At 43.6% G+C, this 24,052-nt stretch carries 19 protein-coding genes and 1 pseudogene; 3 read left to right on the top strand and 17 right to left on the bottom strand.

Annotation, left to right across the window (positions count from 1 at the left end; all coding sequences use genetic code 11):
• Window positions 1-4 precede the first annotated feature (4 nt).
• From N5P32_RS16185 to N5P32_RS16165, 5 genes are all read right to left on the bottom strand, one after another.
• Window positions 5-1,171 (bottom strand): cation diffusion facilitator family transporter, encoded by a 1,167-nt coding sequence (locus N5P32_RS16185; RefSeq protein WP_265730051.1) that lies wholly within the window; start codon window positions 1,169-1,171, stop codon window positions 5-7.
• A gap of 272 nt (window positions 1,172-1,443) precedes the next feature.
• Window positions 1,444-2,340, bottom strand: a complete 897-nt coding sequence (locus N5P32_RS16180) for a recombination-associated protein RdgC (RefSeq protein WP_265730050.1) — start codon at window positions 2,338-2,340, stop codon at window positions 1,444-1,446.
• Between the two features lie 2 nt (window positions 2,341-2,342).
• Window positions 2,343-2,921, bottom strand: coding sequence for a thymidine kinase (locus tag N5P32_RS16175; RefSeq protein WP_265730049.1), 579 nt, complete (start codon window positions 2,919-2,921; stop codon window positions 2,343-2,345).
• 75 nt (window positions 2,922-2,996) lie between these two features.
• Complete coding sequence (gene ybfE / locus N5P32_RS16170) at window positions 2,997-3,329, bottom strand: LexA regulated protein (RefSeq protein ID WP_265730048.1); 333 nt, start codon at window positions 3,327-3,329, stop codon at window positions 2,997-2,999.
• Window positions 3,330-3,405: 76 nt separating this feature from the next.
• Window positions 3,406-5,454 (bottom strand): carboxy terminal-processing peptidase, encoded by a 2,049-nt coding sequence (locus N5P32_RS16165; RefSeq protein ID WP_265730047.1) that lies wholly within the window; start codon window positions 5,452-5,454, stop codon window positions 3,406-3,408.
• Between the two features lie 123 nt (window positions 5,455-5,577).
• Here N5P32_RS16165 and N5P32_RS16160 point away from each other — a divergent pair, with 123 nt between their 5' ends.
• The gene (locus N5P32_RS16160; protein ID WP_265730046.1) at window positions 5,578-6,876 is read left to right on the top strand and encodes a M18 family aminopeptidase; all 1,299 of its coding nucleotides are present in this window, start codon (window positions 5,578-5,580) and stop codon (window positions 6,874-6,876) included.
• 83 nt (window positions 6,877-6,959) lie between these two features.
• Here the strand turns inward: N5P32_RS16160 and N5P32_RS16155 are convergent, their stop codons facing one another.
• Complete coding sequence (locus N5P32_RS16155) at window positions 6,960-8,282, bottom strand: TolC family outer membrane protein (protein WP_265730045.1); 1,323 nt, start codon at window positions 8,280-8,282, stop codon at window positions 6,960-6,962.
• A gap of 196 nt (window positions 8,283-8,478) precedes the next feature.
• Window positions 8,479-9,711 (bottom strand): hypothetical protein, encoded by a 1,233-nt coding sequence (locus N5P32_RS16150; RefSeq protein WP_265730044.1) that lies wholly within the window; start codon window positions 9,709-9,711, stop codon window positions 8,479-8,481.
• 121 nt (window positions 9,712-9,832) lie between these two features.
• Here N5P32_RS16150 and xni point away from each other — a divergent pair, with 121 nt between their 5' ends.
• Entirely contained in the window at window positions 9,833-10,609 is a 777-nt protein-coding gene (xni, locus tag N5P32_RS16145) for a flap endonuclease Xni (protein WP_265730043.1), read from the top strand.
• Window positions 10,610-10,626: 17 nt separating this feature from the next.
• Here xni and N5P32_RS16140 read toward each other — a convergent pair whose 3' ends face one another.
• Complete coding sequence (locus N5P32_RS16140; protein ID WP_265730042.1) at window positions 10,627-11,463, bottom strand: nitrate- and nitrite sensing domain-containing protein; 837 nt, start codon at window positions 11,461-11,463, stop codon at window positions 10,627-10,629.
• The gene (locus tag N5P32_RS16135) at window positions 11,460-12,623 is read right to left on the bottom strand and encodes a methyl-accepting chemotaxis protein (RefSeq protein WP_265730041.1); all 1,164 of its coding nucleotides are present in this window, start codon (window positions 12,621-12,623) and stop codon (window positions 11,460-11,462) included. The genes N5P32_RS16140 and N5P32_RS16135 overlap by 4 nt, the downstream gene beginning before the upstream one ends.
• A gap of 338 nt (window positions 12,624-12,961) precedes the next feature.
• Between N5P32_RS16135 and gltX the strand changes: the two are divergent.
• Window positions 12,962-14,444 (top strand): annotated as a pseudogene (gltX, locus tag N5P32_RS16130) (glutamate--tRNA ligase).
• Between the two features lie 122 nt (window positions 14,445-14,566).
• Here gltX and N5P32_RS16125 read toward each other — a convergent pair.
• From N5P32_RS16125 to N5P32_RS16090, 8 genes are all read right to left on the bottom strand, one after another.
• Window positions 14,567-16,453, bottom strand: a complete 1,887-nt coding sequence (locus tag N5P32_RS16125) for a methyl-accepting chemotaxis protein (RefSeq protein ID WP_265730040.1) — start codon at window positions 16,451-16,453, stop codon at window positions 14,567-14,569.
• Window positions 16,454-16,715: 262 nt separating this feature from the next.
• On the bottom strand, window positions 16,716-17,030 hold the full coding sequence (locus N5P32_RS16120; RefSeq protein WP_265730039.1) for a DUF3301 domain-containing protein: 315 nt from the start codon (window positions 17,028-17,030) through the stop codon (window positions 16,716-16,718).
• A 254-nt stretch (window positions 17,031-17,284) separates the two neighbouring features.
• Window positions 17,285-17,821, bottom strand: coding sequence for a flavodoxin (locus N5P32_RS16115; RefSeq protein ID WP_265730038.1), 537 nt, complete (start codon window positions 17,819-17,821; stop codon window positions 17,285-17,287).
• A 21-nt stretch (window positions 17,822-17,842) separates the two neighbouring features.
• Entirely contained in the window at window positions 17,843-18,730 is an 888-nt protein-coding gene (locus N5P32_RS16110; protein WP_265730037.1) for a helix-turn-helix domain-containing protein, read from the bottom strand.
• Window positions 18,731-18,862: 132 nt separating this feature from the next.
• Entirely contained in the window at window positions 18,863-20,236 is a 1,374-nt protein-coding gene (locus tag N5P32_RS16105) for a sigma-54-dependent transcriptional regulator (protein ID WP_265730036.1), read from the bottom strand.
• Window position 20,237: 1 nt separating this feature from the next.
• Window positions 20,238-22,088, bottom strand: a complete 1,851-nt coding sequence (locus tag N5P32_RS16100; protein ID WP_265730035.1) for a PAS domain-containing sensor histidine kinase — start codon at window positions 22,086-22,088, stop codon at window positions 20,238-20,240.
• Window positions 22,089-22,398: 310 nt separating this feature from the next.
• Window positions 22,399-23,349 carry an AEC family transporter gene (locus tag N5P32_RS16095; protein WP_265730034.1) on the bottom strand — a complete coding sequence of 317 codons (951 nt, stop codon included), beginning with the start codon at window positions 23,347-23,349 and terminating at the stop codon, window positions 22,399-22,401.
• A gap of 20 nt (window positions 23,350-23,369) precedes the next feature.
• Window positions 23,370-24,050, bottom strand: coding sequence for a response regulator (locus N5P32_RS16090; RefSeq protein ID WP_114412794.1), 681 nt, complete (start codon window positions 24,048-24,050; stop codon window positions 23,370-23,372).
• Between the last annotated feature and the right edge of the window lie 2 nt (window positions 24,051-24,052).

The raw sequence follows: 24,052 nt of genomic DNA, 5'->3' as shown, positions 1-24,052 counted from the left end.
CTTATTATTCTGGGAAAACCCAAAGAACGCTGGCTTTGTTGATGTAATTGGTTGTTTTTAGCTCTTGTAATATTCGAGCCGTGAGTTGATTTAGATCGCTGCCTTCGGGTGTTTTCAAAGAGTTGGCGATAATCTCTAAGTCGAGACAGTTGTTTAAATAATGCAAACGGGTATTTGGGATGTCCACGTAGTTTGTATGCTGTCGCAATAAAAAGCCCAAATCCGCCATGATTTGGTGACGTGCGGGCAGTTTTAAATGGGCTGGTTTGCCCGTTTTCTGAACAAAACTGTCAGTTTGAATTTTTTCATCGGTGTCGACGTGTACCATCACATCTTCCACTTGAGAGTGGGCTTGTTTAATTGTGTAAGCAACCAAATCACCAAGATAATGACCTTCACTCACACTGGCATGACTTGGCACGTGAATGTGCATGTCTAAGTAGATTTTGCCTGCCATGGATCTGGCTCTTACATCGTGAGGTGCCATCACGTGCTTTAAGCTGTTGGCGGTTTCTTTTATTTGGGCAATCAGTTTTGGGTCAGGAGCAGTATCTACAAGCTCGGCTAGGTTTTCCCACACCATGCTGATGGCCATTTTTCCGATCAGCAGCGCGACCACAATAGACGCCACCATGTCTGCCCACCCGTAGCCGAAATACACACAGATTAATCCAATAAGCACTGCCACTGACGATAGGGCATCACTGCGGCTGTGCCATGCATTCGCAATCAGCATTTTGCTGCCAATCTTGTCTCCCGCTTTTTTTGTGTAATGAAAGATGGCTTCCTTTATGACGATGGTCGCAATCAGCGCCGCCAAACCGTACCAGGTAAATTCGGCTTGTGATGAATCAGCCATCACCGATTCGTAAGCGATGCCAAGCGCAACAAGGATGAGCACCATACCAAGAAACACCGTCGTTAATGTCTCAAAACGCAAATGACCATATGGATGGTTTTCGTCTGGGCCTTGGCGGGAATTGGCAGAGGCAAAGTACACAAACACGTCGGTCACTAAATCAGACAATGAGTGAATTCCGTCCGCCATAAGCGCTTGCGATTGGGATAAGTAGCCTGCGGCTATTTTTGCTACCCCTAATAAGGCATCCCAGACGGCGCCAACGAGAGTCACTCTTTTGGCGATATCTTGCTCTTGGATCAGTTGTGTCATCTTGTGTGTCGCTCTTTTTGGGTTCGAGAATACGTGGGTGTATTCGGTTGGTTATTTTACTTGCGTTGTATTAAGTGTTTATTAAGGTATTGATTTTCTGTGTATTTATTGAAAAGTGATGGTGTCTATGTTGTCAAAGAGAGACGGTTTATTATTCAGCGTATTGTGTAGATTTTGAATTATTCCGCTAGATTGCCTTGTTGTCTAGCTTCCCGAATGTTCTCCCCAAGCTTATCCACGAAAACTGTGGAAAAGCTTAGGAAGGTCTTGGACTAATTAATCTCGAACCACAGGCAATATGAAGCGAAAAACTCTCTCATTGTAAGAGACATGAGCGAGAAATTCGCGTCCATATCAGACAAACCACCGCCTTGAGAATCGTTAAAAGCCGCTTCTTTTAGTGCATCATCAAATTTTATTTTGCGTAGAGTTAGATCGTCATGAAGTACAAAACTCAACTTGTCTGTCCAGCGTAAGCCAAGGTTTTTCACAGCCATGCCTTGTTGCAGGTGGCGTGTAACGTCTTCCGACAAAGGCTCTAGGGATTTAAATCGAATGGTTGCTTTGTCTTCTGAACCGTCTTGGATTTCGCATTCGTCGCCGGTTTCTAGGCTGGCGGGAACGTCGTTTTTCACTAGCCAATCTGTCATCAAAGAAGAAGGGGCGACCTGTGCCTGCAATGGTGTCATTGGGAAGCTGCCCAATGTGGTTTGTAGGTGTTTAAACAGCAATTCTGTCATGCTGGCATTGGTGCTGTTGAGAACCAAGATTTTTGCTTGTAAATCAATGTAGGCCCAAATGTCTGTACGCTTGGAAAAGGCTTTTGGACGCAGTGTAAACACAAGCTCGTCTTTCATATCTGACTTTTCTTTACGGCCCACTTTGCGGCCTTCGATCAGCTCAATTTCAGCGACTTTGGCTTCAAGTTCTTCGCGGACAACAGCAGAAGGCAGTACTTTCTCTTCTTTGCCAGCACGGAACAGTAGGCAGCGATCACTGGCAAGGCTCCATTGTTCACTATTGCGGATAAGTGGTAACCAGCCGAAAGAGAACTCTTCCTGAGAACCGCATTCTTTGAGCGGAAATTCAGGGATTTTGTCGATCAATTCATTCGTGTCTAGTGATTCTGTGTCTTTTAACTGGAATATTTGGGCGTTCTTGAACCACATATTTACTCTCTCACGGCTTCTTTAAAGTGTTTTCGACAAACGGACAAGTAGCGGTCATTGCCGCCGATTTCTACTTGCGCGCCTTCTTTAACGGGAATTCCTTTGGCATTAAGTCGGATGACCATGGTGGCTTTACTGCCACAATGACACACGGTTTTTAGCTCGATCAGTTTGTCTGCCCAGGCGAGCAGCGCTTGACTGCCTTCGAACAATTCGCCTTGAAAGTCGGTGCGAATACCAAATGCAAGAACAGGGATACGCAGTTTATCAACAATTTCTGATAGGTCGTACACCTGCTCTTTGGTCAAAAATTGGGCTTCATCGATTAGGATGCAGCTTAATTTTTTTGCGTCGGCGTCATTTTTGATTAGAGCCAATAGGTCAGTACTGTTATCAAACACGCTCGCTTCAGCGGATATGCCAATTCGAGAGGCGATTTGTCCGGTTTCATAGCGGTCGTCTATCGATGCTGTAAGGAGTAGCACTCGCATGCCCCGCTCTTGGTAATTGTGAGCGGATTGCAGCAGAACGGTTGATTTTCCTGCGTTCATTGCGGAGTAATAAAAGTACAGTTTGGCCATATTGAGTCTGTTTGCTAGCTTGCTGTTTGAAATGGCTGGCTAGTATAGCAAATCACCATAATGTGTGGTTCTTTTTCATGGTGATATTGTGTCCACATGATTGAGTGGTGTTGTTACGGCTTTTTTGCTTTTTGCGGTTTTACTTTTGGTGATGGTTTTATGAATTTGCAAGGTTAACCATTCAGCACGTTTTAAGCCGCTTTGTTCACACAATAAATCCAGCTTATCGAGTGTGTTTTGTTCAATCAGCAGCTCCAGTCGTTTTAAACCTTGGGCTTTTTCTTTCTCTCGTTGTGCACGTTTGTTTATTTTTAGTTGATCTTTTCGTGTTAGTGGCTGCGTTCTGGGGCGGCCTGGGGATTTTCCAAATAGATCGATTGTATTGCGGTCGGATGACGCTTTTGCCATGGTCTTAGTTACGTTTGTGTTGTTGTGAAAAAAAGGGCAAGTCGCACCCAGTGATGCGACTTGCCCTTGACGTTTTTTAGTTTTGTGCGGTTTTCTTTTCGGCTTGTTCTTGCGCCATTTGATTGGTTGCAATGAAGTCTAAAAGAATTTCTGACGCTTCTTTGGCGTAGGTATCTTCTTCAACCGGTTCGATATCGTCAACGGACGTTAGTAGCTCTAAATCGAGGGCTTTACGGCGGGTATTTTCACGCTCAAGCTCTCGCTTTTTACTGTCTTCGCGCTGTTGTACTCTTGTGCTTTCTTTCAAAGATATGGTTTTGTAGGTTTCTACTTGGTCTTTAAACTCTTCTATTTGCTCGTTAATGGCAATGAAGTTGGGGTCTTTTGCCATTCTGGCTTCGTGACGCGGCTCTAGAATAGGTAAGTAGGCTGGCATATTCCAATACACTGGGTAACGGGTTTCATGGATTTTATCCCACGCAAGCGGATTGTCCAAAGCGCTTTCGCCAATGGTTTCTTTGTCAATCAAAGACGGAAAAGCGATGTCAGGCATGACGCCTTTGTGTTGAGTGCTTTCGCCAGACACTCGATAGAATTTTGCTTGTGTGACTTTCAGTTGTCCTTTGTCCATGTCCTGTAATACTTGGACGGTGCCTTTGCCAAACGTCTGATCGCCCAATATCAATGCGCGACCATAGTCTTGAAGTGCCCCTGCTACGATTTCAGAGGCTGACGCACTCATGCGATTGACCAAAACAGCCATGGGGCCACTGTACGTAATGGCGGTGTCGGAATCCCCTAATGGGGTAACGCGTCCACTTTGATCACGGATTTGTACTGTTGGTCCTGATGGAATGAACAGTCCTGCTAATGCGTTGGCTTCTTGCAATGAGCCGCCACCGTTATTGCGTAAGTCTAGAATTAAGGCTGAAATGTCTTCTTTGCGCAGTTCTTCTATCAGCTGTTTGGTGTCTCTGGTAGAACTTTTGTAATTTTTGTCACCGGCTTGAATGGCTGCAAAGTCAGAGTAAAACGTTGGTAGGGTAATGACGCCCACTTTGTACTTTTCGCCATCTCGTTCGACCTCCACGATTTCTTTTTTCGCAGATTGGTCTTCTAATTTTACTTTTTTGCGCACGATGCTGATTTTTTTACTGGTTTGGGTATCGCCCTTGCTTGGGGTGATTTCAAGTGTGACGGTTGTGTCTCGTTCACCTCGAATCATATCGACCACATCATCAAGGCGCATTCCGACCACATCAACCATTGGCTTGCCTTCTTGACCAACGGCAATGATTCTGTCGTTAGGAGATAGATCGCTTTGCGTCGCCGCTGGACCACCAGGAACCAAACGTACCACTTTGGTGTAATCGTCTTCCATTTGCAGTACGGCGCCAATACCTTCTAAAGAAAGGCTCATGTTGATGTTAAACGTTTCTGATGCGCGTGGTGCGAAATAACTGGTATGTGGATCTAACGCGGCAGTAATAGAGTTTGCAAACGTCTGATACACGTCGACAGCGTTGGTTTGGTCAACCTGTTTTAGTTGGTTTTTATAGCGACGTTCAAGTGCAGAGATGATTTTTTCTTCACTTTCGTCATTCAGTTTAAGGGTGAGTGCACGATTTTTAAGGCGTTTGCGCCAGTAATCATCAAGTTCGGCCTCTGTTTTCGCCCATTGTTGTTTTTCGGGATCCGCATTAAGGGTTTCGTCGATGGTGTAGTCAAAGCCTTTGACCATTTCTGGCAACTGGCTTTGTAAGTTAAGCAGGCGTTTTTCCAGGCGTTCTAGATACAGGTTGTAAATAGTGTAGGCGATTTGGGCATCGCCATTTCTTAGGGCGTCGTCAAAGCTATTTCTGTATTGTGATAATCTGTCTATGTCGCTTTTTAGAAAGAAGCTTTTGCTTGGATCAAGCGCGTTGATGTAATTGTCAAAGGCTTTTTCTGAAATGGTATCATCAATATGAGGTCTGTTATAATGGATGCCTTCAAGCATTTCGACAAGCTCTTTGGATACCTTGTCATATTCATGAGGAGGCTGAAGCTCCTGATAAGCAGACACAGAGGTAGAAGCAAAGGTGTAGCCGGTTAAAAGGCAAAGCAAAAGGCGTTTATAGTTCATCCGGAATGGGCTCTCTCGGTCTATTTAATACATCATTGGTAAAATCATATTAGACACTGGGCTGTAAGGCTAGCCAAAGTGTTAAAAAGTCACTTTTTTAAAGCATTGTGCTGATAGGATATTATGGATTTTTCAAATTTTAATGACACGTTGCTGTCATTCTTGCAGTCGTCTCCCACCCCGTTTCACGCCACGGCTAGTATGCGTAGCGCTTTACTTTCTCACGGTTTTGTTGAGCTACTAGAAGAAGATACTTGGGTAATCGAGGAAGGCGGTAAGTATTTTGTTACGCGCAATGAATCTTCCTTAATTGCGTTTACAACGCCACAGTTGACCATGAATCAGAGTGGTTGGCGGATGATTGGGGCTCATACAGATAGCCCTTGTTTAAAGCTAAAGCCCAATGCGCAAGTAGATCGTTTTGGTTACCACCAATTGGGTGTCGAGGTGTATGGCGGTGTTTTGCTACACACATGGTTAGATCGTGACCTATCGATTGCTGGGCGAATCACTCTGAAAACAAAAGCGGGTGACATAGTAAGTCGTTTGGTGGACTTTAAAGAGCCAATCGCTGTGGTTCCTAATTTGGCGATTCACTTAAACCGTCAGGCTAATGAAGGCTTTTCGGTGAATCCGCAAGAAGAAATTTTACCTATTTTGTGCGGAGCGGAAAATGAGTTTGATCTTCACGAATTATTAACGTCGCAACTTAAAAAACAGTACAGCGAGTTGCAAGTCGATAGCATTTTGGACTTCGAATTAAGCTTGTACGACACGCAACCGGCGGCTTTGGTTGGTTTGCACAAAGAGTATATTTGCTCAGCACGATTGGATAATTTGTTGAGTTGCTTTGTTGGTCTGCAGGCGTTATTGGAGTCAGATCAGCAACGACCCAGTTTGCTTGTTTGTACGGATCATGAAGAAATCGGCAGTCTGTCTGCGTGTGGTGCAAATGGTCCATTTTTAGACGATGTGCTGCGCCGTTTAACTCCTAATCCAGAGCAATATGTGCAGGCCATGCAGCGTTCTATGTTGGTTTCAGCAGATAATGCCCATGCATTACATCCAAATTACGCTCATAAACACGATAAGAATCATGCACCTGCAATTAATAAAGGGGCGGTTATTAAGGTGAACGCGAATCAGCGATATGCCACGAACAGTGAGACGGCAAGTGTGTATCGCGATATTGCGGCCGAAGAAAACTATGAGGTGCAATGCTTTGTTGTGCGCAGTGATATGGCGTGTGGCAGCACCATTGGGCCGATCACCTCAGGTGAAATTGGCGTGCCTACCATTGATATTGGTTTGCCGACGTTTGGGATGCATTCAATCCGTGAATTGGCGGGTAGTCGCGATGCGTATGGTTTATATAAGGTGTTGGCGCGCTTTACTAAGCGAGAAAAGTTGATTACTCGTTAAATGTGTTTGTGTCAGTACAAGCAAAAAACCCGTAAAAACAGTGTTTTTACGGGTTTTTTATGGTCTTTATTAATGGCTATTGATTATTTTTTAGCAACTAACCATTTGTCTAGCTCTTTGATCTTGTCTTCTGTTAGATCGCCTGTGACTTCTAATAGATTGAGTTTTTTCAACACAAAGTTGTATCGATATTGCTCATAGGTGTTTTGCGCATCGTACAGATTAGATTGGGCGTCCAGTAATTCAACTAGGTTACGAGTTCCAACATCGTATCCGGCTTTTGTTGCCTCTAATGCACTGGTTCGAGAGCGGATAAGCTGTTGCTGAGCTTCAATTTGCGCTACGGCCGTTTGAAGGTCAAGGTACAAACTACGAATGCTAAGTTCAATGGTTTGTAATGAGCTTGCTCGTGTCTCGGTAGCTGACTCAGCTTGAGAAACCGCTTGGCGAACAGATGCATTAATAGCGCCACCGCTGTATAACGGAATGCTTACGCCTAAAGCGATAGAAGACGTATTGGTTACGCCATCCGTATTGGAGGTATTGCCGCTGTAGTTGTTGTCCGCTCGTGATAAAGACCCTGTGATAGAGACGGTTGGAGAGCGTCCGCTGGATTTTTGAATGCTGATATTGTTTTCTGCGCTTTTCACAGACAGATCCAATATACGCAACTCTTTGTTGTCGCGGTGCGCTTTAGCGATCAAGGAATCAACCGTATCATTGGAATCCAGTCGAATTGGGTAGTCTTTCGCTAACTGCGGAATACTTTTTATTTCTTGTCCTGTTCGTTGGAAAAGCGCTTTTTGAGCATAGGAGACGCTTGAACGGGCACTCAATGCAGTGACTCGAACAGAGTCATATTCTGCTTGAGCATCTTGTAAGTCAGTGATGGACGCTAGACCCACTTCATATTGTTTTTTAGCACGGTCAAGCTGGCTTTCTGTGCTTTTTACGAGGGCTTCAGTTGTTTGTAATGTGGACTGAGCAATCAACAAATTGAAGTATTCGGTCAATGTGGTTAACGCTAGGTCTTCTTCTTCGTTGTTGAAGCTAATACCTGCACTTTCAGAGCTGATTTCAACGGCATCAACGGCGTAATTAAGCGCAGGAGAATAAATAGGATAATCCAGTGACAATGCCAATGAGTTCGACGTGTTGTCGTAGCTTGTAGAAGGTGCATCGATGTCGCTGTAACCTAGACTACCGCTAAAGCTGATGCTTGGGTATAGATTACCTTTGGTAACGGTTACGCCTTCTTTTTGTGCTTGGTAAGTTGCCGCCGCCGCTCTTAAGCCTGGATCGTGCTGCTTAGCCAATTTGTAGACTTCGTAGATACTTTCTGAATGGGCAGTCGTACTACTTAGGACGGCTGCAGCGATAAGTGATGGTATAATATGCTTTTTCATAGATCTCTGTGGGCTCGTAGTATGAAATATAGTTATAATAGTACCTCAAGTTTTTAGCTTGCGGCAGTGCCATTCTTGCTATATCTATTATGACTATTGACCATATCATAACGAAATATTTTAAATAGGCCTTTATTGTGGAAAGTTAATGCAAGAGAGATGAGATTTTTGCCTCATTTCTCTCTTTTTGGCTTCATTAATTTTTTAAAGTCACTTTATAGGTCACTGTGTTTGTTGAGCCTGCTTTGATCTTTCCTTCTATTAATAGGCTTTTTGCATTCGGTTGCGTTACTTGCTCGCCTTCTAATAATTCCACAATACCATTCATGCTGTGCTCAATAGAATACGCGTGCGTCTGATCAGAGTGGTTTTCAATGATGGCTTTCCATACCTGAGTATTAGGTAACTTTTCAGACGATGCACTGACCAGCGTTAAATACCCTGTAATGTCATGGCTTTTATTGGTTGCAATGGTTAAAGGTGACTTGGCTCGAACGCTATTAAGTACGACAGAGTTACTTGGAATGAGTAGGTCTCCTTTTTTCCAAAAGGTGTTGTACTCACCAGGAAAACCATCACTTGGTAATGAAAACCTGACATTGTTGTAGAAGCGTAGATCGATTTCCCCTGAGGTATTGCTATAGGTATGCAAACTGGCTTTTTGAGTTTGCTGTTCAATTTTGCTTTGATGGCTTGGTAGCGCAATCAATGTTGTGGAATAGGCCGGAATAGAAATCGTGTTGTCTTCTAATGGGTAGGTGATTTCATTGTCTTGGTAGTGGATGTCTGGTTTAGCATCGCTCATAGCAAGACTACTGCGTTCGGCTTTGAACAGCGTGGGCGTAGCGCGTCTTGAGTAGTGAAGTAAGCCGTTTTGAATGTCGATTTGTGTGTTGGCGTTGTTGCTGATTAAGGCTTGCTGAGACAACGTAACCTGATCATTTTCGAAGATCAGGCTTTGTTGCGGTGACCAAGTTAATTGGTTTGTCTTATAGCTGACCTGATAAGGAATTGTATTGTGTTCGTTTTTTGGTGTGTTTTTTTCTAACGGGATTAGGTAAAAATCGTCTAAAGGAAACTGAGTAGGGCGATCATTAATGGACAGCCAAACCGTGCGACTGTTTTGATCTACTTTCGTTAAAGTGCCGGTAAAATTTAAATCCCTTTGTTTGTGTTCAAGTCTAATCTTTAGTCCGACTTCTTCTAACCAATTACCGACTGAACCACTTTGTGTGTGCGTAATAGGCATGAAGTTTTTCGTCAGTGGTTGCCATGTGCCGGAAATGGGTGTCAGGCTCTGGGCTGGGCTTGCTTCTACTATTTGACTGTCACTTAAGCCGATCACGGCGCTGATTGGCGTGGCAAGCGTAACAGGAGAAGCGGTTCCCAAAATAAGGCTGAAACAGAGGTAGGCCGTTGGTTTCGTCATAGCGGTGTCCTTTTGGCTTAATGATAGATCATCATTCTAATTATCGTGATGCGCGTGTACACATGGTACTCTAACTATTTGTCGTATTTTTAAAGCAAAGTAGTAAAAATAAGGGTTTGGAGTGGATAAAAAATTACTGATTATTGACGGACTGAACTTGATTCGACGGCTTTATGCTGCACTGCAATCAGAGCAAGATTTGGAACGTCGCGTCGAGCGCACGCAAAGTATTGCAATAGAGGCGCTTGCCAAACTCACGCATCAGTTTGATCCCGATTACGCGGTGGTTGTTTTTGATTCCAATGGCAAAACGTGGCGCCACAACGTCTACCCAGAATACAAACTTGGTCGGGTTCCAATGGACGATAAATTGCTTGAGTCGTTGCCTGATTTTGCTCGTGTTTTTCGATTTAATCGTTTGCCATGTTTAAGAATAGAGGGCTGGGAAGCCGATGACTTAATTGCGACGCTGGCAGTGAAGGCGGCGAATAGTAATGTCAAATCCTACATAATATCGACCGACAAAGGCTTTACTCAATTATTGGGTAACGACCATATTTTACAGTACGATTATTTTGCCAAATTGGGTTATGACAAAGTGTGGGTGCCGGGAAAATACGGGGTGGAACCTCATCAGTTAATGGACTATTGGGCATTGGTTGGGGATACCACCAACCGCATTCCTGGCGTTAAAGGGATTGGTCCAAAAACAGCGCTGACGATTATCCGTGATTTTTCCACCATCGAAGACATTTACGCCAATTTAGCTTCGTTCCCTGAGCGTATTCAGAAAATGCTGGCGGGCGGATATGACCAATGTTTACTGTCTCGCTCTTTGGTCGCATTAAGAACAGACGTTGATATTGGTGTACGACTTTCGCAATTACGTTATGTTTAACACGCTGAATCGATTGATTAAAATAGAGATTTGTCCTCCGATATGGTGGTTTTTAGTGATTCAAACCCAGCGTAAATAACCGTATAGATTTCATCAATAACCTGTGTGGCATTATTAAAAAGTAGGTCTGGATCTTGGGTGCTGAGGTGTTGGTTTTGAACGCTTTCTTTTATTTCGCTTACAAATTGGGTTAGCTGTTGATTACTGACTGGTGGTAGTGGTGTGGTTAACTTTGTTTGATAGTCTTCGATTTTTCCAAGCGTAAAGAGCAACTGCAATTTTTTATCCGAACTGATGTCATTTTTTGCGGCAACTTGGACGGACAAGGCTCGAATTTGTCCAAGCGCTTCGGCAAGCTCTGGTAATGTTTTTACTAACTGTTCTGCGCGATGTCGTATGTTTTCATGTTGATTAGACGTTAACGAAAACTCATCAGACATGTCCCACACGGCGTCCAATTGACGAGCGATCAGTCCGGAGTGAAAGCGAAAGCTTTCTGCACTTTGAATGGAAGTATGGTTGATAATGCGCTGCCACTGTTTAAAAGGGTAGCTTACGCTCAGTGAGCTTGGGTAGGAGTGGTGTTTCTCGAACAGTATTAAGTCTGAATAATGTTTATTGATGTCTTTTTCCAATGCATAGAGCTTTTCTTGGAAATCCTGTTTTCCATTCAAAAAACCAGAGTGAACGCCTCTATGTTGTTGAGTCAGTTTGATCAAATCGATAAATACTCTAATGCCGGTTACGCCGCTAAGTGAACGGGCTTTTGCGGCTTTTCTAGACCAAATTTGCCGGGCTAAGGCCAGTGTGATTATCCCCAAACAGGTTCCGATAAAAATGCTGATTGATATCATGCTTCAATTTCCTTTTGCTCCAATCTAGATGACAACCATTTCATGTACTTCACCATATTTTTAGTGTCTTTACTTGCTTGGCTATGTTGTTCACTGACGCTGGTGATGTCTTGCAGTCGATCGCACATTTTGGTGTTAGCCAGTCCAAATTCGGCAATTAACGCCGTTGAGTGTTGTATTTCTTGTTGCGTGGATTGAGCTGCTTTGTGGATGGCGGTGAGTGTGGCTGATACTCTATCTGAGCTGTTTGCCGCTGTAGTCGCATAGTCGATTAGTTGTAAGCTGGTTTTCTCAGAGGTTGTTACTTGCGCATTGATTGAGGTGACCAGTCTACCGATATCTTGGGCGGCATTTTCAGTGTGTTCTGCCAGCAACCGTACCTCATTTGCGACGACGGCGAATCCTCTGCCAGCTTCACCTGCCCGTGCTGATTCTATTGAAGCGTTTAGTGCTAATAAATTAATTTGCGAGGTAATTTGTTCTATCGTGGTAACAAAGCTACTGATGTTTTGAGTGGCTTTGATAAGCAGAGTCATCTGGGTTTGGTTGTCACTGACAGTTGATTCCATAGTGGTTATGTGGTTTTTAAGTTCTTCCAATGTGCTTTGACCCAATTCAGATTGCTGTCTTGTTACGCTGGCCATCTCTGATGTGGTGTTGGTTCTTGCTAGTATTTCTTCAATGGTCACGCTCATTTCTTTGCTGGTTAAGAGCAGTGCGTCGAGAGCCAAATATTCTTCTTGGGCGCCGACAGCAACGGCATTCGACGAGTTCTGTAATTCGGTGGCGGTGTATCGGGTTTCTTGGGAGCAACTTTGGAGTAAATGCTCTTTGCGATTAAGCGTTCTGAGTAACGTATTAATGTGATGGGCCAGTTTATTAAACTCGGTGTCGTGGTAGGAAAGTGTTACAACGGACGCTTCTTCTGTACTGTGTATCTGTTGGGTAAGCTCGTTTATACGTCGCTTTGTGAGTTCACTGTTCGACATGAAAAAATACACCAAGAGGCAAGTGCATAATGCAATTGGGACTGTTGGTTGTGTAAAAAAGTCTGGAACAAAAAGAGCCAATAACGTGATGCTTCCCAATAATGTCGCCAGAAGTAAGCGAGCATAATAGGGAAGAGCGGCAATCAATATTCTTCCTGGAGTTAGTAGCATAATAAATAGATCCTTATTGCTGATAATCATTAAAAAGCTAAGGCATTACTCTAAAGAGCAATAAATGAGCCATTAGGCAGTTGAGTGCTCTTATATTCGTTATGCGACGAACTAACGCTGGTAAACCGCTGGCGATTTTGAAGGAGGGCTTTTTATTGTGCGCTTTTGGATTGCATGGATAAATTGCACTGCTTGTTTTTAGTGCGTTGGGGATAAGGCGAAGTAAAGTTGAGGGAATATCAAACTTCTCCTTAGAAAAGATCGTGTGAGCCTCTTACCCATAGGCGTTCAGAGGCTTATAATAGCGGTATTTCAGGCAACGGATAAATGAGATTGTTATGTCAGAGGTAAGAACACGTATTGCGCCGTCACCAACGGGTGACCCGCATGTAGGCACGGCTTATATTGCGCTATTCAATATGGCATTTGCTCGTAAAATGGGCGGGAAATTTATTTTACGTATCGAAGATACGGATCAAACTCGCAGCACTCCAGAATCTGAAAAAATGATTTTAGATGCCTTGCGTTGGTTAGGCCTAGATTGGGCAGAAGGCCCTGATGTGGGTGGTGAATATGGCCCTTACCGTCAAAGTGAAAGGGGTGATATTTACGGTCAATACGCACAAGAGCTGATTGATAAAGGCCACGCTTTTTATGCGTTTGAAACAACCGAAGAGTTGGATCAAATGCGCATTGAGCAAAAAGAACAAGGTTTGCCGCAGAAGTACGACGGTCGCGCACTCAAGTTAACCCAAGAAGAAATTCAGGCGAAGCTTGATGCGGGTGTACCTTATGTAATTCGCATGAAAATTCCTGAAGAAGGTGTGTGTGTTGTTCAGGATATGCTTCGAGGCACCATCGAAATCGATTGGGCTCCAAGTCGATATGCAGGTGCTTTTAAAAGCCGATGGTATGCCAACCTACCATTTGGCAAACGTCGTTGATGACCACCTGATGAAAATCACCCACGTTATTCGTGGTGAAGAGTGGATCAACTCTGCACCAAAGCATATTTTGTTGTATCAATATTTTGGTTGGGATATGCCGACATTGTGCCATATGCCTTTGTTGCGTAATCCTGATAAATCAAAGCTATCAAAACGTAAGAATCCAACGAGTATTTTGTATTACCAGCGTATGGGTTACATGTCTGAAGCAGTTATTAACTATCTCGGTCGTATGGGTTGGTCTATGCCAGATGAACGAGAAAAATTCTCCTTAGATGACATGATAGAGCACTTTGATATCCAGCGTGTTTCTTTGGGTGGCCCAGTGTTTGACGTTGAAAAGTTGAGCTGGCTGAACGGCATGTGGATTCGTGAGAATTTGTCGCCTGAGGCTTTTGCTCAGAAATACGTGGAATGGGCGTTAAATCCTGAGTATCTGATGAAGATCCTTCCCCTAGTGATGCCGCGAGTGGAAACGTTTTCGGATGTGGCGGACGTCGCTGGCTTCTTCCTTAAAGGCATGTTGCCGATTACGAAAGAAGATTTTGCTACCATTAAAATGGAAGAAGAAACGTTACGCAAAGCCATGCAATTTGCATTATGGCGTTTAGAAGCCTTGAGCAAATGGGAAAAAGATGAAATCTTTAACGAAATGAAAACATTGGCACAGACACTGGGCATTAAGCCGAAAGACTTCTTTGCTCCTTTGTTTGTTGCCATTTCCGGTACTACGGCATCGGTTTCTGTTTTTGATTCCATGGCAATTTTAGGGTCTGATATTTCACGTGCTCGTATGCGTACCGCCGTGAATGTACTTGGTGGACCTTCTAAGAAAGAAGCTAAGCGTTGGGAGAAAGAGTACGCAGACCTGTAATGAGGCTGCGCTTTTTGTCGACGGCACAAAGTCAAAGAAAATGAGAATAAAAAAACCGGCTATTTGCCGGTTTTTTTGTTTTGCTTGACTCGCCCTAAAGAAAGTTACCGTCGTGGTATGTTTTAACGAGTCGTAAAGACGCTTGTCTTCTTATCCAAGTTGCTAACTTGGCTATGGATGTCACGCGTATTGCCTTCAATGCTATTGATGTAGCTATTGTCTCGTTGTAATTGCTGAGCAATTTTGTCCATTTCTTCACTCATGTGTACGGCAGTTTTAGCAACTTCTTGAATAGAGCGCGCCATATCAATAGAAGAAGCGGAGCTGGTTTGTGCGTTTTGTTCGATATCTCGGATGGCCAATTCTGCTTTTTCGCTGAACTCTTCAATCGCATGCAAACTTTCTTGACCACTGTGCATGGTTTCGATGGCTGTTTGAGTAGAGGATTGAATTGTGCTGACAATGTCAGTGATTTTTGCTGTGGCATCCACGGTTTTTTCGGCAAGAGAGCGAACTTCGTCGGCAACAACGGAGAAGCCTCGACCCGCTTCGCCAGCACGCGCGGCTTCAATCGCAGCGTTTAATGCCAATAAGTTGGTTTGATTCGCCAAGTCATTGATCATTGCAATGACGTTATCAATGTCTTTAGATAATTGACCTAATTCGTTCAGTTGCTGACTGGTTTTGTTGACCACGCTTATGGTGCTGGACAGATTCGACAGCGCGCCTTTTATGGTTTCTGCGCCCACTTTAGCGGACTCATACGTATGTTGAGACTGGCTGCTTAGGTCTTCTGTTGTGCTCGAAATGCTCGAAATAGTGGTTGAGATTTCTTCAGTAGCGGCCGCAAGCGAATTGGTTTGTTCACTAACAGAGCGGTTACTTTGAGCAATATTGACAACAGAGGTGTTCAGCTCGGAGACCATGTTGTTCACGCCTTGAGTGGTATCAACCACTTCACCAATAACCGTGCCTAGTCCATTTGTCATTTCATTGACAGAGCTGCATAACGAATCGAATTCATCGTTTCTTTTGTGGTTAACATGAAGGCGAGCTGTCAAATCGCCGCCTTTGACTTTGCCTAGGTCTTTAATGATCTGGTTAAGTGTTTTGTTAACACTGCTACCAATACCCATCATCATAAGGGCAGCAATTACGGCGACAACAATACTCACAATAATTAGGCTGATGCTGGCTTGCTGTGAACTTTGAGAGGCTTGTGTGCGAGCATCTATTACCGCTTGTTGCATGTAATTAACTGCCACGAGACGCATGTCGCTAAAGTTGGCTTTTGCCGCGATGAAGTTAGATTGAAGCTCAATCAGCTGTTGGTTTTCTTTGTCGAAGTTTTCAACGGCTGTGAAGTATTGATTGATGATCTCGCCAAAGCGCTCTTCTAAACCAAAATTGGTTACGCGCTTGTAGAACTTTTCATATCGCTCCATGAAGGCGGCTTTATTGGCGGCAACAGGTTCGAAAATGAAGTTCTTTTCCGCTTCACGTACAGGTAGAAACTCTTGTTTTACCAAGCTTAAAAAAGAAATCTCTTCGGTAACTTTTTCACCCAGTGCTGAAATATCACCTTTTAAGCCAGACGAGCCGTTAAAGCCGACTTTTTGTCTTTGGTTAACCAGCTGGCTTAGTGCGTTATTGTAGTTATTCAAAGACGTGATGATGCCTGACAAGCTGTCTTGAGCTTCTGGTTCTTTTAGTAACTCCATGTCTTGGTTTAGGATTGTCATAAAAGCGTCATTACTGGTGTTCAGTTGTTCGAGATAACTTTCATATGAATTGTTATCTACACCAGATAATGATTCGTATTCTTCCATTAATGTAATGATTAAGGTGGCGAGGTCTTTATCTACTTTAGTAAGACGCTCGAACTTTGAAGAGGCTGTTTCTTGAACGTTTAATCCTTGCAAGGCAACCGCGGTGACGACAACGAATCCAAGAATAGCAGCTATGAGTAAAGAAACTAATTTGGTACGAAAACTAAGATTTGCCAACATAATATATCCTGCACTTTTTTATTATAGATGGAGCAGATAGACCTTTAGTGAGCGTAGGATACGCTGACTTTTTCTCGCATAATCACGTCTATCAGGGTATTACAAAACTTTACCTAAACATTCTATTTCTACTATGGTCTTATTTGCAATTAAATGACACAAAAATATAGATTTATCTTGTTGTATCAATGTGAATAAATGTGTTTTTACGCCTTCTTTATGTTGTTTGTCGCCGTGTAACGCTTGCTATGGTCGATCTTTATTAGAAGTCATGAGGACTTAACCAAATGTCTAGTCTATGACTGCCAATATAGCTGATTTTTCCTGGATAACGAGCCATGCCACTTGAACTAAATTCAAATTTGTAACTTCGTTTTATTCTGAGTTGGCCATGATGCCAAATAGGTTTCCATTCGGAACCGGAAACGCTGTCCTCCAGTAATTGTAGATTAAGATTTTCACAATGTCGCTTAGCATGGGTTAATGCCTGTTCGCGAATTGAGCTGTTGCACCACCAAGCGTAAACAACAGCCATAATGCAGAGAAGAATAACGATATCGGAGAGTTGAAGGTTCATACGGGACCACTGTATGTAAAAGACGGAGTGAAAATTCTTTTACATCATAACGAATAGGCCCTAGAAGAAAAGAAAAATACGTGACTACCTCCAAGCAGGAGAGAAAGAAGAGGTAGTCACGTTCTTCACGCATTTAAGAGAAAGCGGCAAAATTACCTCATTGATAAAGCTAAATTTGGGCATTCGGGGCAGCGAATGTTTGGGTAACCAAATTTGAGTCGTTAGCTTTTTTCAATGGCCAGTCAGGCGGTAATTTAGGCGGCTTCTACAGCTCTTTCTGCGTAAAGTTGGATAACCCACTGCTCAACTCGTTGATCAGTAAGTTCAAACTGTTGATCTTCATCGATGGCTAAGCCGATAAAGAATTCTTTGTTATGAACGCATGCTCTTGACGCTTCAAATTCATAACCTTCTGTTGACCATTGGCCAATAAATGTCGCATTTGTTGGTAGCAGTTTTTCATATAGCCAACCAACGGCATCAACAAAATAATCGCCGTAGCCGAATTGATCCCCTAAGCCATACAGAGCGATGACGGTATTTTCTAAAGACAGTTCAGCTAGGCTGTCACCTATGTCTTCCCAGTCAGACTGAATACCACCAAAGTCCCAAGTCGGTATGCCTAATATCAGCATGCTGTAGTGTTCTAACTGACCGAGTTCAATGTCTTTTATATTAAATATGTCTACTTGTTCGCCTAATTCTTCCCATTGTTTAGCAATTTTGTGGCCGACTTCTTCTGTGTTATTTGTGTCTGTGCCATAAATGAGGGCGATGGATGATTGAGCCATTGTTAATTTGATTCCTATTACTTAATGAATTTGTCCGTATTGGTGACTGCCGACACCAAAATGTTTTCTGAATGCGGCTTCAAACTGATCTTCTGAGAAACCACTTTGAGCAACAATATGGTTTTTCTCTTTAGGGTTCTGTCTCAGTTTGGCGGCCGCAGAATGGATGCGACTGTGTACGAAATAATGTTCTATTGGTTGCCCTGTTAAATGGTGAAATCCAATAGTAAGGGCTTCCGTGTTGAGGCCTACTTGATGCGCTAAATGTTCTATATTTAGCGTGTCTAATTCGGGTGTTTCTAGCAAGTTTTGAGCATTAAACAGCTTACTTTGACAATCTTCGCAGTGTGATAAATGACTGAGCATTTGCAGCTGCTCAATTAATGTAAATATCAGCGAATACACATGCCCTGCGAGACTAATGGAATGGCCGCGATGTTGTAAAACGGGTTTGATCATCAGTCGGTTTTTATCGGTCAAAGGCAGAGATATTACGCCGCTGTCATTGGCCAATTTTTCTTGCATATTCTTAAAATGCTGAATGATGTGTTGTTCCGTTTCGCCAAGAATGGACGCAAGCAGCGAAGGACTAATGTGCGCTTGCAGCAGGCTGAGTTGTTGATCTTTTTCAAGAGTAAACTCACCGCTTACTGTTTTCGCTTGGTATGCGATTTGTATTTCGTTAATGTCTTCTACCGTATTGATGGCTCCGGTTCCTAAAAAGGAGAAATAGAGACCCGATTGCGCGGTTTCTGATACAGATACGGCTTTTTTGCTGCTTAAATGTTGGTTAAGCAAGTGCAAATGTGGCAATAGTGCAAGGTGCTGTTTATGACCGGATAGCCATGGCATTGCTTGTTCGCTAATGTTTCCGGTGTGGTCGTACACATTTTGCATGTCAATTTGCATTGTATCTCGCCTCAAATTTGATAATGGTTATCATTAAAATATTTTTAGGGATTTAATGCAAGTGATTCTCATTAAATAAATTATATGAGAATCACCGAGTTGATATGCTTATTCGATGGTGGGGCGAAATGGCTAGTCGAGATAGTCTACTCGGTTTAGCCCGTATTTCTGCATTTTCTGGTTCAGCGTTCTTCGCGGCAGTTGAAGTTGTTCTAGTACAAGCTGAATGTTGCCCTTTTGTTGGCGAATGCTTGCTTCGATTAAACTGCGCTCGAATTCTTGTACTTTCACGCTTAATGGCAGGGGAGTTATGGTGTCTATATCGTCTTGAGCTTGGTATCCAGCGAGTATTTTCGCCACACTGGTATTGGGTTCTAGCGCATAGCGCAGCGCGACGTTTCTCAGTTCGCGTACGTTCCCCGGCCATCCATACAGCGTAAGCGTTTCGTGATCTATTGGGCTGAGTGGTTTGAAATCGCCACCGCGCTCCTTAACGGCCATGCGACAAAAATGCTCAAACAATAAAGGGATGTCTGCGCCTCGGTTGTGCAAATCAGGCAGATGTATTTGGGACACGTTAAGACGAAAAAATAAGTCCTGCCTAAAATTCTCTAAGGTTTGAAGGTCATTTTTTGCAGCCGCAACCACTCTAAGATCTATTTGTATCGTGTGATTGCTGCCCACGCGTTCAAGTTGATTTTCTTGGAGTACACGCAGCAATTTAATTTGCATTGCAAGTGGCATGCTTTCTATTTCATCAAGAAAAAGAGTGCCGCCGCTCGCGTGTTCGAGTTTGCCAACACGTTGTTTGTTGGCACTGGTAAACGCGCCGGCTTCATGCCCAAATAATTCGCTTTCAAATAGATCGGCTGGGATGGCCGCGCAGTTGATGGCAACAAAAGGCTTGGTGCTTCTTGGGCTGCAGTCGTGTAGTGCTTTGGCAACCAGCTCTTTGCCACAACCGGTTTTGCCATACACAATGACGTGAGTGTCCATGCTAGCAAAGGTGCGGATTTGCTGTCTTACGCGAATGATTTGTTCGTTTTGCCCAATGATGGTTTCTTCAAGTCCATGTAACTCACCCAAATATTGAGATTGATTCGCGTGTTGCAATTGTACTTTTCGCAGCTGAATGGCTTTTTCAACGGTCTGTAAAAGGCGGTTTGGGTCAAATGGCTTTTCGAGAAAATCAAAGGCGCCATCGCGTAGGGCATTTACTGCAGTGTCTACATCGCCATGTCCAGTAATGAGTATGAATGGCAGCTCATGTTCTTGCGACAAACAATGGCTCATCAGAGTCAGTCCATCCAAAGGTGCCATGCGAATATCGCTGACAATGATGCAAGGCAATCCAACACGGAAGTGATCAAGTAACTCGTGGCCTTCTTGAAACTCTCTTACCGTGTAATTTGATAAGCGCAACCATTGAGCGGTGGTTGAACGAACAATGTCATCGTCATCCAATAACCAGATTTCAATGTGATTGTTTTGGGTGTTGTTTTCCATGTTAAGCCTTTAACAGTGTTAATCGGAAGACCAATTGTGAGTCAGTATTGTGGCTTGCTTTTAATGTTCCATTCATATCTTTTGCTAAGTTAGCACTGATGGCAAGTCCAAGGCCTAGCCCTTTTCCTATTGGTTTGGTCGTAAAAAATGGCTCAAAGATATGGGCTAATTGCGCTTTGTCTATGCCCGGGCCGTTGTCTTGGTAATGTATGACGATGTGGTTTTTTTCTTCGTGTAGCGATATGTCAATAGTGGGTGTTATTTTTGCGCCAGTACATGCTTGGACGGAATTACTGATGAGATTGGCAAATATTCTTTCCAATCGTGTTGGTTCAGCAATGACGCTATCCAGTTGGTTTAGGTGGATGCGCCACTGCAGATCGTGAGCGTCCTCACCTAGGCTTTCGATGGCTCGCTTGACGCAATCTTGGACGGAGGTGGGGGTGAGTTGTTCGGGCCTTCGGTACGCCAATACTTTTAATTCACTGGTCAGCTTTTGCATTCTCACAACAAGGGATTCCAGATCAAGTAAAGTTTTTAGCGCTTGTTCAGCGTCTTGGCGCTTTAATAACAGCTCTGTGCTGTATGCAAGTGTGCGGATACCGGTTAATGGCTGATTGAGCTCGTGGGCAATTGCGGTGGACATTTGTCCTATCGCAGCCAGCTTTTCAGTTCTTAAGAGCTCCTTCTGGGCGGCTTCGAGGGCTTTGGTCCGCTCTAGAACTCGCTCCTCAAGACGGGTGTTGGCTTCCAGCAAGTTGAGTTCGGCTCTTTTACGTTTGCTTATGTCGATTAACGTAACGAGATAGCCTTGGGAGTCGCTCCATTCCAGTGATGATACCGACAATAATGCTGGAAAAAGTTGACCGCTGTTCTTCTGTAAAATGACTTCTTGTTCTAGCAAGTTACTGGCAAGCGCCTGGTTGGCGGTTGGCGTTTCTTGCAATGAATGCATAAACGACAACGCGGTTTGGTTTTCGGGGCATTCGGGCAAAAATTCATGTAAATAATGCGCGTTAAGTTGAGCCCGTTGTCCGAAGTAACGAACGCCCATTGGATTGACGAATGAAATTTCACCAAATTTCGACAGTTGTAATAATCCAACATGGGTGTTTTCTATAAGTACTCGCTGGCGTTGCGCACTGTCAGCAATGAGTATTTCATTTTCCAGTTTAGAGGCTATTTTTAGCGCACGTTCTCGTCGGTAGAGCCAGAATAAAAATACTAGGGCAAACAGTCCTAAGCTAATAAAGGCGATATTTTGGGCTTTTTTCTGGATGCCTTTTAAGTTGGACAAATAGTGAATTTGCCATTTCAAATCGTCTAAGGTGACATTTTGCAAAAGGTAGTTTTCATTATTGAGGTGGTATATTTTTGAACGAGTGTTGTTTAAAAATTGCACGTCGGTATGGCTGTCTAACCAATTACTGACTCTTAGTCGATTCAGTTTGCTGGCTAAAAAAATCAAACTGTTTTGATCTGTCATAACGACCAAATCATCCGATATATTCCAGCGTTCAATTAAATCACTGACGTTAATCCGAACGGCGACAGCGCCAGCCAAACCTGATGACGTATAAACTGGCGCCAATACAAGGTGAGCAGATTGAGATTGCTGAGGGTTGTATCCTGAAACCAGTATATATTCCCCTTGCTGGTCTTTTAAGACGCGGCTTAAATGCTGTTTGCTGAAATAATCATCCAAATTAAAATGCGGAGACTGTTCACTGGACACGAGTAGGTCGCCCTGGGCAGAGAGAATAAACCAATCTTGCGTTTTCGAAACGTGCGTTAGGTCTTCTAGTTGTCGTTGCAGTTGCTTAGTGAGTGCGGTGTCCTTTGGGTGATTCATAAACGCCAGCAGGGTTGGATTATCGGCGAGAGCATACGGCAGAATGTGGTAGTTTTTTAGCTCGTTACGCAGTTCAATAACGTAATTCAGTAACTGGTTTTGTCCTTCCGAATGCTTGTCTATGATGAGTGCTTGGTATGCAATGGTATTGACACCAAAAAAAGCAAGGTAAGCACTGTGCAGCCAAGGGATATAAAAAAAGACGATGTTTACGAAATTGTGAAATCAAATAGGTCTCGCTGGCCTTTAGTTAGTGAAGACACATCAACCGCACTTGGGCAAGACTGTTTTTTGAGAGACGGTCTTACCGCTAGATTAGATGAAAGCTTCGTAGCAAAGTAACGCCAATGCTGGTACTAATCAAGGAGGCGATGGTGGTAATCACGATGATATTAGCCGCTAGCGCCGAGTTGCCATTCATTGCCCGCACCATGATGTAGCTTGCTGAAGCCGTTGGGGCGGAAGACATAAGGAAAAGTACGCCAAGTTCCATGCCTCGGTAACCTAATAAATACCCACCAAACGTCAAAACAAAAGGAATAAAAACCAGTTTGCCAACAGAGGCGATGAGTGCGCCAATCATGCCGTTTTTTAGGGAGCTGAAGCTCAATGAGGCACCAGCACAAAGTAATGCCAATGGCAGTGTCATCTGCGCAAAATAGTCACCGGCTTTGTACAGGGTGGAGGGGAGGGACAACCCTGTTAAAGACGAAAGGAACGCCGCAACAATGGCAATGATAAGCGGGTTTTTAGCAATGCCTTTGAGTATGCTTAATGCGTTGGTATTTTTTCCCAATGCACGGCTGAGTCCAATGACTGAGAGGATATTAAACAGCACCGTGACACCACCTAAATAGACAGACGCAACGGAAAAAACACCGTTCCCATAGGCATTCACGCAATACGCTAAGCCAATGATACCCATATTTGAGCGGAAAGCGCCTTGTACTAATACCGCCCGTTCTGCTTTGTCAGAAACCCATATAGAAAGGAAAAATTCCAAAGCAAAATAGGTGACAGTAACTGCCGCCATGGCGTAAATAACCAGTGACAAATCCGTGTCTTGGCCAATGTCAGATTTTGATATGCTGATAAACAGCAGAGCAGGAAGGGTGACGTTGAATACTAATTTAGACGCAACATCGATGAAATTGTCATTGATGATGCGTATTCTGTACAGCAATACTCCTAATGCCAATATCAAAAATATTGGCATAGTGATGGAGAAAGAAAAGGCTAATACGTCTAAAAAATTATCCAACGCCGTTCCTTAGCAAGAGATCATTGATCGTTATTTTCGAATCGGTAACCAGCACCGTAGACAGAGTGAATAACGTTTAATTCTGGTGCGACAGCAGAAATTTTCTTACGCAGCTTTTTGATGTGACTGTCGATGGTTCTGTCACTCACCACGCGGCTGTCTGCGTAGATGCTTTTCATGATGAGATCTCGACCAAACACTCGGCCAGGCTCTTTGATTAGTAGTTGAAGCAGTTGGAATTCAACCGTGGTTAGGTCGATCAATTCCCCTTTGTAGGTAGCGCGTAGGCGATCAACGTCCAAGTCAAAGCCATCAGTTCGAGGCGATTCTGCTTGATCTAATTCAACACGACGCAAATTGGCTTTTACACGCGCTACAATTTCACGAGGGCTGAAAGGCTTGCAAACGTAATCGTCAGCACCCATTTCTAGGCCGATCAAACGATCGATTTCTTCTGCTTTTGCAGTCACCATGATGATAGGGACACCGCTAAATTGACGCACTTGCTTGCAGATTTCTACGCCGTCTAGTCCTGGCAACATGAGATCCAGCAAAATAATGTCAACGGCGTTGTTTTTAATGTAGTTGACGGCAATGTCACCACGATCAAGGTGATGGTGTTCGTAACCGGCTTGTTCCAAATACGCGCTCATTAGTTCTGCTAATTTTGGTTCGTCTTCAATAATCAGTACTTTACTCATAA

It is taken from the genome of Marinomonas pontica (assembly GCF_026191375.1).
Taxonomy (GTDB): Bacteria; Pseudomonadota; Gammaproteobacteria; order Pseudomonadales; family Marinomonadaceae; genus Marinomonas; species Marinomonas pontica.
The sequence above is the reverse complement of the archived record's forward strand: the minus strand, read 5'-3'. Positions and strand labels throughout refer to the sequence as shown.

Coding starts and splice junctions, on each gene's coding strand:
- N5P32_RS16155 (WP_265730045.1), bottom strand. CDS start 8,282: ATGAAAAAGCATATTATACCATCACTTATCGCTGCAGCCGTCCTAAGT.
- N5P32_RS16090 (WP_114412794.1), bottom strand. CDS start 24,050: ATGAGTAAAGTACTGATTATTGAAGACGAACCAAAATTAGCAGAACTA.
- N5P32_RS16175 (WP_265730049.1), bottom strand. CDS start 2,921: ATGGCCAAACTGTACTTTTATTACTCCGCAATGAACGCAGGAAAATCA.
- N5P32_RS16100 (WP_265730035.1), bottom strand. CDS start 22,088: ATGAATCACCCAAAGGACACCGCACTCACTAAGCAACTGCAACGACAA.
- N5P32_RS16160 (WP_265730046.1), top strand. CDS start 5,578: ATGGATTTTTCAAATTTTAATGACACGTTGCTGTCATTCTTGCAGTCG.
- N5P32_RS16125 (WP_265730040.1), bottom strand. CDS start 16,453: ATGTTGGCAAATCTTAGTTTTCGTACCAAATTAGTTTCTTTACTCATA.
- N5P32_RS16140 (WP_265730042.1), bottom strand. CDS start 11,463: ATGATATCAATCAGCATTTTTATCGGAACCTGTTTGGGGATAATCACA.
- N5P32_RS16150 (WP_265730044.1), bottom strand. CDS start 9,711: ATGACGAAACCAACGGCCTACCTCTGTTTCAGCCTTATTTTGGGAACC.
- N5P32_RS16105 (WP_265730036.1), bottom strand. CDS start 20,236: ATGGAAAACAACACCCAAAACAATCACATTGAAATCTGGTTATTGGAT.
- ybfE (WP_265730048.1), bottom strand. CDS start 3,329: ATGGCAAAAGCGTCATCCGACCGCAATACAATCGATCTATTTGGAAAA.
- N5P32_RS16135 (WP_265730041.1), bottom strand. CDS start 12,623: ATGCTACTAACTCCAGGAAGAATATTGATTGCCGCTCTTCCCTATTAT.
- N5P32_RS16180 (WP_265730050.1), bottom strand. CDS start 2,340: ATGTGGTTCAAGAACGCCCAAATATTCCAGTTAAAAGACACAGAATCA.
- N5P32_RS16110 (WP_265730037.1), bottom strand. CDS start 18,730: ATGCAAATTGACATGCAAAATGTGTACGACCACACCGGAAACATTAGC.
- N5P32_RS16165 (WP_265730047.1), bottom strand. CDS start 5,454: ATGAACTATAAACGCCTTTTGCTTTGCCTTTTAACCGGCTACACCTTT.
- N5P32_RS16185 (WP_265730051.1), bottom strand. CDS start 1,171: ATGACACAACTGATCCAAGAGCAAGATATCGCCAAAAGAGTGACTCTC.
- N5P32_RS16120 (WP_265730039.1), bottom strand. CDS start 17,030: ATGAACCTTCAACTCTCCGATATCGTTATTCTTCTCTGCATTATGGCT.
- N5P32_RS16115 (WP_265730038.1), bottom strand. CDS start 17,821: ATGGCTCAATCATCCATCGCCCTCATTTATGGCACAGACACAAATAAC.